This window comes from Microbacterium sp. H37-C3, from assembly GCF_027157935.1.
In the GTDB taxonomy this organism is placed as follows: Bacteria; Actinomycetota; Actinomycetes; order Actinomycetales; family Microbacteriaceae; genus Microbacterium; species Microbacterium plantarum.
Genome location: NZ_JAPVLR010000002.1, coordinates 561,690 through 573,948, shown reverse-complemented (window position 1 = coordinate 573,948; position 12,259 = coordinate 561,690). Strand labels below are relative to the sequence as shown.

12 protein-coding genes are annotated in these 12,259 nt (G+C 71.6%); 2 read left to right on the top strand and 10 right to left on the bottom strand.

Features of this window, described 5'->3' with window-relative positions:
* Positions 1-33: 33 nt before the first annotated feature.
* The 7 genes from O1W71_RS07695 to O1W71_RS07665 all read right to left on the bottom strand — a co-directional run bounded on the left by O1W71_RS07695 (position 34) and on the right by O1W71_RS07665 (position 7,871).
* A complete protein-coding gene (locus O1W71_RS07695) occupies positions 34-969 on the bottom strand; it encodes an aldose 1-epimerase family protein (RefSeq protein ID WP_269267284.1) in 936 nt (311 codons plus the stop codon).
* A gap of 32 nt (positions 970-1,001) precedes the next feature.
* Positions 1,002-2,504, bottom strand: coding sequence for an L-arabinose isomerase (gene araA, locus O1W71_RS07690; RefSeq protein WP_269267283.1), 1,503 nt, complete (start codon positions 2,502-2,504; stop codon positions 1,002-1,004).
* 28 nt (positions 2,505-2,532) lie between these two features.
* Positions 2,533-4,146, bottom strand: a complete 1,614-nt coding sequence (locus O1W71_RS07685) for a xylulokinase (RefSeq protein ID WP_269267282.1) — start codon at positions 4,144-4,146, stop codon at positions 2,533-2,535.
* Positions 4,147-4,235: 89 nt separating this feature from the next.
* Positions 4,236-5,255 (bottom strand): LacI family DNA-binding transcriptional regulator, encoded by a 1,020-nt coding sequence (locus tag O1W71_RS07680; protein ID WP_269267280.1) that lies wholly within the window; start codon positions 5,253-5,255, stop codon positions 4,236-4,238.
* 91 nt (positions 5,256-5,346) lie between these two features.
* Complete coding sequence (locus tag O1W71_RS07675) at positions 5,347-5,958, bottom strand: hypothetical protein (RefSeq protein ID WP_269267276.1); 612 nt, start codon at positions 5,956-5,958, stop codon at positions 5,347-5,349.
* 185 nt (positions 5,959-6,143) lie between these two features.
* Entirely contained in the window at positions 6,144-6,731 is a 588-nt protein-coding gene (locus O1W71_RS07670; protein WP_269267273.1) for a PadR family transcriptional regulator, read from the bottom strand.
* A gap of 63 nt (positions 6,732-6,794) precedes the next feature.
* Positions 6,795-7,871 (bottom strand): FUSC family protein, encoded by a 1,077-nt coding sequence (locus O1W71_RS07665; RefSeq protein WP_269267272.1) that lies wholly within the window; start codon positions 7,869-7,871, stop codon positions 6,795-6,797.
* Between the two features lie 67 nt (positions 7,872-7,938).
* Between O1W71_RS07665 and O1W71_RS07660 the strand changes: the two genes are divergently transcribed.
* Positions 7,939-8,439 (top strand): J-domain-containing protein, encoded by a 501-nt coding sequence (locus O1W71_RS07660; protein WP_269267271.1) that lies wholly within the window; start codon positions 7,939-7,941, stop codon positions 8,437-8,439.
* Positions 8,440-8,461: 22 nt separating this feature from the next.
* On the opposite strand, the gene O1W71_RS07655 is transcribed toward O1W71_RS07660, so the two are convergent.
* The 3 genes from O1W71_RS07655 to O1W71_RS07645 all read right to left on the bottom strand — a co-directional run bounded on the left by O1W71_RS07655 (position 8,462) and on the right by O1W71_RS07645 (position 11,601).
* Entirely contained in the window at positions 8,462-9,616 is a 1,155-nt protein-coding gene (locus O1W71_RS07655; protein WP_269267270.1) for a cystathionine gamma-synthase, read from the bottom strand.
* A complete protein-coding gene (locus O1W71_RS07650) occupies positions 9,613-10,632 on the bottom strand; it encodes a pyridoxal-phosphate dependent enzyme (RefSeq protein ID WP_269267269.1) in 1,020 nt (339 codons plus the stop codon). Before O1W71_RS07650 ends, O1W71_RS07655 begins: the two co-directional genes overlap by 4 nt.
* A gap of 156 nt (positions 10,633-10,788) precedes the next feature.
* The gene (locus O1W71_RS07645) at positions 10,789-11,601 is read right to left on the bottom strand and encodes an NADPH-dependent oxidoreductase (protein ID WP_269267268.1); all 813 of its coding nucleotides are present in this window, start codon (positions 11,599-11,601) and stop codon (positions 10,789-10,791) included.
* Between the two features lie 85 nt (positions 11,602-11,686).
* Between O1W71_RS07645 and O1W71_RS07640 the strand changes: the two genes are divergently transcribed.
* Complete coding sequence (locus tag O1W71_RS07640; RefSeq protein WP_269267267.1) at positions 11,687-12,256, top strand: flavin reductase family protein; 570 nt, start codon at positions 11,687-11,689, stop codon at positions 12,254-12,256.
* The last annotated feature ends 3 nt before the right edge of the window (positions 12,257-12,259 follow it).

Sequence of the window (12,259 nt, the reverse complement as noted above, 5' to 3'; positions counted from 1 at the left end):
CGCCGCTCGGCGGCTCGCACAGCTCGGATCCGGTCAGATCGCGCTGATGCGCCAGGAGGCATCGACCGTGTCGGCTGGCTCGATGAAGACGAGCCCCGCGTCGTAGTCGTACCGTGAGGCGTTGAAGGCATCCGGCGCGCACGTCATGGGCTCGACGGCCAGACCCGCGCGGTGCCCCGGCTGAGCCGGCCCGCCGGGGAGGTCTGCGGTGTGAACCTGGACCCAGGAGCACGCGGCATCCCACGAGATCGCGACACCGGTCCCCGACGGGTCGGTCACCCGCACGGCGGCGATGCCGTCCTCGGCACGTGAGAGCGCCGTGAACGCGTGGTCGATCTCGACGGGGCCCAGCGTCCGGGGCTGGCGGAAGTCGAACTCGGCGACATCCGCGACGTCGGCCAGCCCAACCGGCGAGAGCCGATCGGGGGTGACCTCGAGCACACGGTCGGCAGGCAGCTCGAGCGTCCACTCGTCCAGCGGCGCCGATCCGGCGACGAGATACGGGTGCGGGCCGGTGCCGAAGGGCGCGGCATCCGCGCTCTCGTTCGTCGCACGCACTGTCTGCGTCAGGCCGTCGGCCCCGAGCCGGTAGGTCGTCTCGATGCGCACGGTCCACGGGTAGGCGGTCTGCGCGACGATCGTGGCGCCGAGCGTCACGTGGTCGGCCCCGACGACCAGGGGCTCGAAGTCGAGCCACGCCACCAGGCCGTGCAGCGCGTGGTGGCGCTCGGGCTCGGTGAGCGCGAGGCGGTAGCGCGTGCCCGCCACCTCGTACTCACCGTCGACGACGCGGTTGGGCCACGGTGCGAGCGTCGCACCGCGGTATCCCGGGCGCACCTCGTCCTCGCCGTAGGGCACGACGAGGTCGCGTCCGGCGACCTGGAAGGAGCGCAGCGACGCGCCCACGCTCGCCACGATCGCCTCGGCGTCGCCGAATCGCAGCACGTACGACGTTCCGGATGCCGCCACGGGCGTCCCCTCTCGGTTCTGGTCCTCGGAGCTCACAGTCCGCGGGCCAGGCGGTAGTAGGCCTGGTTCCAGCGGAGCTCCTTCTGGAATCCTCGCACCGTCGTGTCCTCGTCGATGACCACGAGCTCCGAGCCGGCGATCTCGGCGAAGTCGCGGAACACCTCGATGCCGACGGCCGTCGTCATGACGGTGTGGTGGGCGGCACCGGCGGCGAGCCAGCACGCGGCCGACGTGGCGAAGTCGGGGGCCGGCTTCCAGATCGCCCGGCCCACGGGCAGCTTCGGCAGGTCGGGAGCCTCGACGTTCTCGACCACGTTCGCCGTCAGGCGGAAGCGGTCGCGCATGTCGCTCATCGCGACGACGAGGGCGGGACCCGGGTCGGCGGTGAAGACGAGGCGCACCGGGTCGTCCTTGCCGCCGATACCCAGCGGGTGGATCTCCAGACGCGGCTTCGCGGTCGTCAGCGACGGCGACACCTCGAGCATGTGCGCCCCGAGGATGCGCTCCGAACCGGGAACGAGGTCGTAGGTGTAGTCCTCCATGAGGCTCGCCCCGCCGGGCAGGCCCGAACCCATGACGTTGGCGACGCGCACGAGGATCGCGGTCTTCCAGTCGCCCTCGGCGCCGAAGCCGTACCCCTCGGCCATGAGGCGCTGGACGGCGAGCCCGGGCAGCTGCTTGAGCGCGCCGAGGTCTTCGAACGACGTCGTGAAGGCGCCGAACCCGCCCGACTCGAGGAACGACCGCAGCCCGATCTCGATCGCCGCGCCGTCGCGCAGCGACTGGTGACGCTCGGCCCCGGGAAGAAGTTCCTCGGCGACGTCGTACTGCGCGAGGTACACCTCGACGAGCGCGTCGATGTCGGCGTCGGAGGCCGCGGCGACCGCATCCGCCAGCTCGTTCACGCCCCACGTGTTGACCTGGACGCCGAACTGCAGCTCGGCCTCGGTCTTGTCGCCCTCGGTCACGGCGACGTAGCGCATGTTGTCGCCGAAGCGTGCGAGCTTGAGCGTGCGAGCGGCCTGCCACCCGGCCGCGGCTCGCTGCCAGTCCTCGATCTGGCGCGTGACCTCGGGGTTCGAGACGTGGCCGACGACGGTCTTGCGCGAGACGCCGAGGCGGGTCTGGATGTAGCCGAACTCGCGGTCGCCGTGAGCGGCCTGGTTGAGGTTCATGAAGTCGAAGTCGATGTCGGCCCAGGGCAGCTCGACGTTGGCCTGCGTGTGCAGGTGCAGCAGCGGCTTGCGAAGAGCGTCGAGGCCCGTGATCCACATCTTGGCGGGGCTGAAGGTGTGCATCCACGCGATGACGCCGATCACCGAGTCGTCGGCGTTGGCGTCGAGCGCAAGTCGGCGAATCGACTCGGAGTCCTTGAGCACCGGCTTCCATTCGACGCGCACCGGCAACCCGGCGAGGCCGTCGACGACCTGCTGCGACTGCTCGGCGACCTGGCGCAGGGTTTCCTCGCCGTAGAGGTTCTGGCTGCCCGTCACGAACCAGACGGTGTACTGCTCGAGAGAGGTGGAGAGGGTCATTGTTCTTCTTCCGGTGATGTCGGACGGGTCAGGAGAGGGCGGCGACGGCGGCGCGCTCGACGGCGAGCCCCGCGTCGTAACGGTCGAGGTAGGCGGCGAAGCCGGCGGCATCCGCCTCGTCGGGCTCGGCGACATCGATCGACGCCGACGCGAACACGCGCTCGCGGAGATAGGCGTCGAGATCAAGACCGTCGCCGTGGACGAGGTAGTCGGCGAGGACGGCGATGCCCCAGGCCCCGCCTTCGGAGGCGGTGTCGCCGACCGCGACCGGGGCGCCGAGGGCGGCGGCGAGGAATCGCTGGGCGACCCCGGCGGTGCGGAACATGCCGCCATGGGCGAACATCCGGTCGAGCTGCACCCCCTCGCGGTCGAGCACGCGCATGCCGAGCGCGAGCGTGCCGAACACGCCGTAGAGCTGTGCCCGGATCGCGTTGGCGAGCGTGAACCGGCTGTCGGGGGTGCGCACGAAGAGCGGACGGCCCTCCTCGGTGCCGGCGATCGGCTCGCCCGCGAGGTGGTTGTAGGCCAGCAGGCCGCCGGCGTCCGGGTCGCCCGTCAGCGCCTCTCGGAACAGGGTGTCGTACACCGCGTCCGCGTCGAGCGTCGATCCCGATGCCGCGGCGAACCGCTCGAACATCCCGACCCAGGCCGCGAGCTCGCTCGCTCCGTTGTTGCAGTGGACCATCGCGACGAGATCGCCCGCGGGGGTCGTGACGACGTCGATCTCGTGATGCGTCGACTGCAGCGGGCGCTCGAGCACGACCATCGCGAAGATGCTCGTCCCGGCGCTGACGTTGCCGGTGCGGGGCGCGACAGCCTCGGTGGCGACCATGCCGGTGCCCGCATCGCCCTCCGGTGGGCAGAAGGGGATGCCGGGGCGCAGCACGCCGGACGGATCGAGCAGCGCGGCACCAGCCGCGGTGAGCGAGCCGGCGACCTGACCCGCCACGCGGACCTCGGGCAGCAGAGCACGGAGGTTCGCGGAGAGTCGCCCGGCGCTGTGTGCGTCGAACAGGTCGACGCGGCGCTGGTCGTAGTCGCGCGTCACCGGGTCGATCGGGAACATCCCCGATGCATCACCGACTCCGAGAACCTTCTCGCCGGTGAGGCTCGCGTGCACGTACCCGGCGAGGGTGGTCACGTGACGGATGTCGGCGACGTGCGCCTCGCCGTCGAGCACCGCTTGGTGCAGGTGGGCGACCGACCACCGCAGCGGGATGTTGATGCCGAGCAGCTCGGTGAGCTCGGCCGCGGCCGGGCCCGTGCTCGTGTTGCGCCACGTCCGGAACGGCACGAGCAACTCGTCGTCGGCGTCGAACGCGAGGTAGCCGTGCATCATCGCCGAGACGCCGATCGCGCCGAAGGTCGCGGGCACGACGTCGTACGCCGACTCGACCGCGGCCGCCAGGTCGGCGTAGGCCGCCTGGAGACCCGACCAGACATCGTCGAGGGAATACGTCCAGCGCCGCTCTTCGAAGCGGTTCTCCCACGCGTGCGAACCGGTCGCGAGCACCTGCGTGGGGTCCGAGCCGATGAGGCACGCCTTGATGCGCGTCGAACCGAACTCGATGCCCAGGCTCGTGCGACCAGCGAGGATGTCGTCGCGCTCTGCCGATCGGTCGCGCGTGGCGGTGTGGGTCACGGATGCCTCCATTGGTCGTGCCGCGGTGGGATCATGTTACCGGTAACACAGCGCCGACGCGAGTGCCGGCGGGGACGGAACGACGAACCTCAGACCCGGCGAGTCGAGTCGCGCACGACGAGCCGGGGCGACGTGGGTTCGGCGGGTGCATCGTCGCCCAGCAGGATGCGCACGCACCGCTGCGCCTCCCCCGCGATGTCGAGACGCACCGTGGTGAGGGCGGGCCGGTAGAACGCGGCGTCGGGATGGTCGTCGAAACCGACCACGCTGACGTCCGCGGGCACATCCACCCCGAGGCGGGCCAGCCCGGAGATCAGGCCGAGCGCCATCTGATCGTTCGCGACGACGATCGCGGTCGGCCCGGCCGTCTCGCCGACGGCGGCGGCGATGCGGGAAGCGATGGCTGCACCCGAGCCGGCGGACCAGTCGCCGCGCCATCGACCCGCGAGCTGCAGTCCCCGGCGCGCGAGCGCAGACACGGCACCGGTGTCGCGCGCGACGGCCTCGAGCCAGGCAGCGGGGCCCGACAACTGAGCGATGCGGCGGTGCCCGGCGTCCAGCAGGTGATCGACGGCGAGCGCCGCTCCCTCGGCGCCGCGGTCGCCGCCCCCGCTCGCTCGCTCCCCCGCGGCATCCACTCGTGCGTGCAACGGCACGACGGGAACGCCGAGGGATGCCGCAGCAAGAGTCTCGAGGGCGGCGGTATGCGGCGCCACGACCACGATCCCGTCCACCCCCTGGGCCAGCAGGTGATCGGCGGCAGCGGTGACGCTGGCGGCATCCGCGCCGTCGGCGTACGCCGTGGCGATCCACCGGCCCGCCGCGCGCGCGGCGCGTTCGAGGGCGCCGATGCCCGCCGCGGGGCCGTAGAGGTCGGTGTCGGAGGCGATCACCCCGATCGTGCGCGTCGTCGCGGTGCCGAGGGCACGGGCCGCGTTGTTGACGCGGTAGCCGAGCTCGGCCATCGCTGTGATCACGCGCTCCCGCGTCTCGCGCCGGATGTGGGGGTGGTCGTTGATGACACGCGAGACCGTCTGCGTCGACACCCCCGCGGCGGCGGCGACATCCCGCACGCCCACTCGCGCCCGCCCGGACATCGCTTCGCTCACTGCGCCAGGCTAGCGGGCACGCCGAAGGGCGGCACCGGCCGAAGCCGCGTGCCGCCCTTCGAGAACTCTCGGTCGGACCGGATCCGGTGGATCAGCGGTCGCCGAGGATGCCGCCCACGAGGTCGTCGACGTCGGAGGTCACATCCGAGGTGATGCCGCCGACGAGGTTGTCGACGGTGCTGCCGATTCCGCTCGTGACGTCGCCGGTGCTGACCTCGCCGGTGCTAACGTCGCCGGTGCCGACGTCCGTGCCGTTGCCGAAGTCGGTGTCGGTCTGGTTGCCGTTGCCGACCTCGTTGCCGTTACCGGTCTCGTTGCCCGAGACGATGGGGGCGTCGACCGGGGCGTCCACGGCGGTGTCGTTGCCCGAGGCGATCGGGGTGTCGTTGCCCGAAAGAAGCGCGCCGTTGCCGACGTCGCTGATCAGCGGACCGTTGACGAGGCCGCCCTCGAGCCCGAGGTTGCCGACGTTCGCGTTCTCGCCCACGCCGTTGCCGTTGGCCTCGAGGACGCCGTCGATCCACGTCGAAAGCGCATCGAACGACGATGCGACATCCGTGGTGGTGGTCGTGTCGGTGGTGGACGAGTCGACTGCGGTGGTGTCGTCAGCCGACGCGGGCAGGGCGAATCCGGCGGTGGCGATCGCGGCGGCACCCAGGCCCGCCGTGCCGAAGATTGCTGCTCGCTTCAGGTTCGTACGCATGTCTCTTCCTTCCGTCACGTGCGCTGGATTGCGGCACGTGGGGCTATCCGGGACGACCCCCGGATGCGGATTGGACACCTCGAGCGAAAACCGTGCATCCGCCCCCGTTCGGGCCGCTTGCGATCCGCGCCCTCATGCGGATCGCGGCGGTTTCCTGGCAGTCGCCTGAGAGCGGTCGATCCGGCTCAGGCTTTGACCGGGCGCCCGCGCTTGGGCTTGTCGGTCGACAGCTCGATCGCCATGGCGCGTCCCGGATGCTGCGCGAGGCGCTGCTCGGTGTGGTCGAGCCACCGCACCTCGGCCTCGGCCGCGAAGACCATGGAATCGACCACGAGCGACCAGGCGAGCTCCTCGGGGCCCCCGGGGTTCGCGCCGGCGTACTCGGAAGTGCGGAGCTCCTGCAGCCGCGCGAGCGAGGAGCGACGCTGCGCCGCGATCACCTCGCCGACGTCGACTCCGGGGAGGGTCGCCGCGACCGCGAGCTTGATCGCGAGCTCATCCCGTGTGCCCGCCGGCCGTTCGACGGGCGAGCCCAACCATGACGCGACCTCGGCGCGCCCGGCATCCGTGATCTGCCAGTAGACGTGGCCCTGCCCATCGACCGCCCCCTTCTCGACGAGCCCGTCCCGCTCGAGCCGGTCGAGGGTGTTGTAGATCTGGCCGACGTTCAGCGGCCACGTCCACCCGGTCCGACGGTCGAACTCCGCCCGCAGCTGATAGCCGTAGCAGGGGCCTTGATCGAGGATCGCCAGAAGGCTGAGTCGAACCGACACGATCATCCTTTCGCATACCGGGTATGTAGTTTGCGAGTATATGCATACCGGGTATCGAACGACCTACCGGCGCGGCCCCACCACGATCAGGCTGCTGAGGATGCCGAGCCCGACGCCCACCGCGGTGTCGACGACGCGCTCTGCCGCGAGCTCCGCACCGCCCGCGCCCGCCGCACTCAGGATGAGCAGCACGAGCGGCGTGATGAAGACGAGCGCGAGCGCGTAATGACGCACGACGACGAGCTCGATGACGAACTGCAGGGCCCCCAGCACGATGCCGAGCACGACGCCGCCGAGCGGCACGACGCTGATCGCGAGGAACACCGCCGCACCAGCCGCGGTGCCGAGCGCCCGGTGGATGCCGCGCGACAGCGCGACGCGCCGACTCGCGCTGACCCCGAGCACGGCGATCCCCGCCCCGACGATCCAATAGGCGCGCTCGGGATCGACGAGGAGCGCGATCGCCGTGCCGACGACCGCCACCGCCGCCGTGCGCGCGACAAGTGTCCGCGTCGTCGCCCCACCCCAGGCGGCGGGGAAGAGAGAGCCCAGCGCGCGAGGCTGCGTGCCGCGGTGCGCGCGCCGCACGAGTGGGGCCGCCGTGACCAGCCACCCGAACAGGAGCGACGCCGCGAGGATACCGAGGTACAGCGCCGGGTTCACCGCGTGCGACGACTGGGGCGCGGTGACGTGCGCCGACAGCCCGTAGATGAGCACGGCGAACAGCGGGCCCGGCGGCCCCACCGAGCGCCCGAAGACCAGAACGGATGCCGCGACGGCGACCACGATGAGGCCGACGGCCACCGCGACGGGACCGATGGCCGCCGCCGCGACCCCGACCGCCGCGCACGACCACAGCACCGCCGCGACGATCGGGACGAAGCGCAGGCGCTCGAGCGGCGACAGACGCCCACCGTAGAGCGTCGCGAACGCTCCGGTCGCCGCGAGCAGCGCGATGCTCTCGAGCCCCAGCGCCGAGAGCACGATGACCGGCGCCGCCATCGCCAGCGCGGCCTGCAGCCCCAGATGCCAGCGTGGCCCCGGCGACGGCCCGAATCGCGTCAGGCTGCGGCCCAGCTCGCCCGCCTCACGCCGCCACCGGCCGGAACTGTTGGGCGTCGGTTCGGGCGAAAACGGCATTACCCCATTGTCTCGCGAGAACGGCGACGCCCGCGCACCGGCACGTACCCTGGAGGCGGAGAACGACATGAGCGACGATTCCCCCGCATCCCCGACGCCGGACACGCCCGCGCCCGGCGCGCGCGAACGAGCCGCCTACATCGAGACGGCGATCCAGCAGGCCATCCGCCGCGGCGACTTCGACGACCTGCCGGGAGCCGGCAAGCCGATCGCCGACCTCGGCCCGCACCATGACCCCGACTGGTGGATCAAACGGAAGATCCGCGAGGAGCAGCTCACCGGCCTCGGTCCGCCGGCGCTGACCCTGCGGATCGAGCACGCCGAGTTCGATGCCCGCGTCGACGCGCTGACCCGCGAGGACGATGTGCGCGAGTACGTCGCCGACTTCAACCGGCGCGTCGTCGAGGCCCGCCGGCAGCTGCAGGGCGGCCCACCGGTGGTGACGCCGACGCGCGACGTCAAGACCGAGGTCGCGGCCTGGCGTCAGCGTCGCGCGGATGCCGCCGCCGCGGCATCCGCCGCTCCCCCGGTCGAGCCTCGACGCCGTCGGCGGCTGTTCCGGCGCTGAGCGGTTCGCCGGCGCCCGGACGTCAGCGCAGCGCCTGCTCCACGTCGGCGAGCAGATCGTCCACCGACTCGATGCCCACCGACAGCCGCACGACCTCGACCGGCACGGCGGCCTCCGTGCCGCGGACCGAGGCGTGGGTCATCGCATCGGGGTAGTTCACGAGCGACTCGACCCCGCCGAGCGACTCGGCGAGCTGGAACAGCCGCGTGGACTCCGCGAAGCGACGCGCCGCCTCGCCGGACTCGAGCGCGAGCGAGAGCATGCCCCCGAAACGGGTCATCTGCGACGCGGCGAGCTCGTGCCCCGGGTGAGAGGCGAGCCCGGGGTAGAACACGCGGGCGACACGCTCGTGCCCCTCGAGGAACGCGGCGATGGCCCCGGCGTTCTCACTGTGACGCTGCATGCGGACATCGAGCGTCTTGATGCCGCGCGTCGTGAGCCAGGCATCCATCGGTCCCGACACCGCACCGGCGGCGTACTGCAGGAAGCCGATCTTCTCGGCGAGCGCGTCGTCATCGAGCACGAGCGCACCGCCGACGACATCCGAGTGTCCGCCGAGGTACTTCGTCGTGGAGTGCACGACGACGTCGGCCCCGAGCTCGAGCGGACGCTGGAGCGCGGGGGTCGCGAATGTGTTGTCGACGACGACCAGCGATCCGGCCTCGTGTCCGATGGCCGCGAGCCCGGCGATGTCGGTGATCCGCAGCAGCGGGTTCGACGGCGTCTCCACCCACAGCACACGGGGCGCCCGCTCGGCGACCGCGGCCCGCACTGCGGCCAGGTCGCTCATGTCGACGACACGCAGCTCGACCCCCCAGGGCGCCAAGACACGGGCGATGAGGCGATGGGTGCCTCCGTAGACGTCGTTGCCGAGCAGCACCTCGTCGCCGGGCGTCAGCGCGGCACGCAGCAGCACGTCCTCGGCCGCGAGGCCCGACGCGAACGAGAAGCCGTGCGCGCCGCCTTCGAGCGCCGCGAGCTGCACCTGGAGCGCCGTCCGGGTCGGGTTGCCCGAGCGGCCGTACTCGTACCCGCCGCGGAGGCCGCCGATGCCGTCCTGAGCGAAGGTGGTCGAGAAGTGCACCGGCGGGATGACGGCCCCGGTGGTGGGGTCGAACTGCTGGCCGGCGTGGACGGCGAGGCTGGCGAGGCCGCGGGCGGAATCGTGCGTGCTCATGCGTCACTCCTGGTGTCGTGGGTCGTGCGGGGATCAGGGGTGTCGGTGCCGGGTTCGTCGACGAGGTCGGCGAACCCGTGGGTCCGCATCCAGTCGTCGTCGTAGATCTTCGAGAGGTAACCGCGGCCGTGGTCGGGAAGCACGACCACCACGACGTCGTCGGGTCCGAGGTCGCGCGCCGTCCGCAGAGCGGCGACGACCGCCATGCCCGACGAACCGCCGACCAGCAGCCCCTCTTCGCGAGCCAGGCGTCGGGTCATCGCGAACGATTCCCGGTCGCCGACGCGCTCGTACCGGTCGACCACCGAGGGGTCGAAGGTCTCCGGCCAGAAGTCCTCGCCGACGCCCTCGACGAGGTACCGCCCCACCTCGCCGCTGTAGATGGATCCATCCGGATCGGCGCCGACGATCGTGACCGCGCCGCCGGAGGCTTCGCGCAGGTAACGCCCCGTCCCGGTGATCGTGCCGCCGGTGCCGACCCCAGCGACGAAGTGCGTCACGCGTCCCACCGTGTCACGCCAGATCTCGGGTCCGGTCGTGTCGTAGTGAGCCCGCGGTCCGGCGGCGTTGGCGAACTGGTTCGGCTTGAACGCGCCGGGGATCTCGCGCGCGAGCCGGTCCGAGACGCTGTAGTACGAGTCCGGATGCTCGGGCGGGACGCTCGCGGGGGTCATCACGACCTCGGCGCCGTACGCCTTCAGCACGGCCACCTTCTCGCCGGCGAACTTGTCGGGCACGACGAAGACCATCCGGTAGCCCCGCTGCTGCGCGACGAGGGCGAGTCCGACACCGGTGTTGCCGCTCGTGGGCTCGACGATCGTGCCGCCCGGGCGCAGCAATCCGTCGCGCTCGGCGGCCTCGATGATCCTCGCGGCGATGCGGTCCTTCGCCGAACTGCCCGGGTTGAAGTACTCGACCTTGGCGAGCACGGTCGCGCGCGTCGAGGCGGCGACGCGGGTCAGACGAACGAGCGGGGTGTTGCCGACGAGATCGGCGATGTTCTCTGCGTAGCGCACGAGGGTTTCCTCACGGTGTCCGCGCGCTCAGAGGCGCGGGTGCTGTCGGGGTCGTCTGAGGTGAGCGCGGCGGCGCTCAGCGACAACAACGACAGGTCTGCACGCGTCCACCCTAAGCCAGGGCCACGCCGCTGTCGAGGGCTCCGGCTGTCGGGCTCAGCGCGACGACAGACCGCGGCGTTCGAGCGAGCGGCGCATCGTGTGGCGCCCGTGCAGGCTCGCGGCATCCCGCACCCGGGCGATCGCAGCGCGGAGCCAGCCCCGCGGCTCGCCCTGCGTGCGGTAGTACCCCGTGACGGCGTCCTCGTATGCGGCGATCTCGGCGTCGTCCGGCAGACGGTAGGTCTCGCGGTGACGGACGACCCGCTGCGGCAACCGGGGCTTCACCCCCGCCCGGTCGTGCGGGTCGGGGTGGCCGAGGACGACGCCGAACGCCGGGAAGGCCCCGTCGGGAAGCTCGAGCAGGTCGGCGATCTGCTCGGGATGGTTCCGGACCGCCCCGACGTAGACGGCGCCCAGGCCCAGCGACTCGGCGGCGATCACCGCGTTCTGGGCGGCCAGCGCCGCGTCGATGAAGCCGACGATCGTGCTCTCGATGTACTCCACGGCATCCGACGGTTCCCCCGCGCGATGCGCGAGCTCGCGCGCCCGCGCCCAGTCGGCGACGAAGACGAGAAAGACGCCGCCCCGGCGGATGAAGTCCTGGTCGCCCGCGAGTCGTGCGAGCGCATCGCGTCGGTCGGGGTCGCGCACCTCGATCACCGACCACGCCTGCAGGTTCGAGCTCGTCGAGGCCGACTGAGCAGCGGCGATGATCGCGGTCAGCGCCGCATCGTCGATCTCGCCGGGCCCGAATCGCCGCACGGAACGGTGACGGTAGAGCAGATCGAGCACATCGTTGCGCGGGAGGCCCTCGGGAGCGGGCGAACCGTACCGCCGAGTCCAGCCGTCGTGTTGTTCCGTCGTCACGCGGGGCACGTTACACGGCGTCATCGATCGTCTCCGACGTTCACGGAACATGCGACGGGTCGTCGTGGTTACTAACGTCGTGATCATGTCGCAGCCGAACCTCGACCCGTCCGCGGAGCACCCCTCCCGTCATCTGGGCGGTTCGCTGTCCGCCGATGAGTTCAAGACGCTCTTCCGCGGGCACCCCGGCGGTGTCGCCGTCATCACGGCCGACGCCGGCGATGGTCCGGTCGCCCTGACGGCGACGTCGGTCTCCTCGGTGAGCGCCGACCCGCCGCTGCTGGTGTTCTCGGTGTCGGCGCAGTCCTCCGCCTCCGCCGTGCTGTCGACGGCCGAGACCGTCGTGGTGCACCTGCTCGACGCCGACGACCTCGCGCTGGCGAAGCTGGGCGCGACCAGCGGCATCGACCGCTTCGCCGACGCCTCCGCCTGGTCACGGCTGACCACCGGCGAGCCGGTCTACCGCGGCGTCCGCGCCTGGGTCCGCTGCGCCGTCGTCTCTCGCATGGATGCCGGCGGCTCGATCGTCATCGCCGGCCATGCCCTGCAGTCGCACGTCGAGCGCGACGTGGAGCCGGGCGGGCACGGCGATGCGCTGGTCTACCACAACCGCACGTGGCACCGGCTCAGCGAGGGCTCGGCGATCCGCAACTGACGC

Excerpts from the sequence above, each read along its gene's own strand:
- O1W71_RS07665 (WP_269267272.1), bottom strand. The coding sequence starts at position 7,871 with ATGCCGTTTTCGCCCGAACCGACGCCCAACAGTTCCGGCCGGTGGCGG.
- O1W71_RS07675 (WP_269267276.1), bottom strand. The coding sequence starts at position 5,958 with ATGCGTACGAACCTGAAGCGAGCAGCAATCTTCGGCACGGCGGGCCTG.
- O1W71_RS07655 (WP_269267270.1), bottom strand. The coding sequence starts at position 9,616 with ATGAGCACGCACGATTCCGCCCGCGGCCTCGCCAGCCTCGCCGTCCAC.
- O1W71_RS07660 (WP_269267271.1), top strand. The coding sequence starts at position 7,939 with ATGAGCGACGATTCCCCCGCATCCCCGACGCCGGACACGCCCGCGCCC.
- O1W71_RS07640 (WP_269267267.1), top strand. The coding sequence starts at position 11,687 with ATGTCGCAGCCGAACCTCGACCCGTCCGCGGAGCACCCCTCCCGTCAT.
- araA (WP_269267283.1), bottom strand. The coding sequence starts at position 2,504 with ATGACCCTCTCCACCTCTCTCGAGCAGTACACCGTCTGGTTCGTGACG.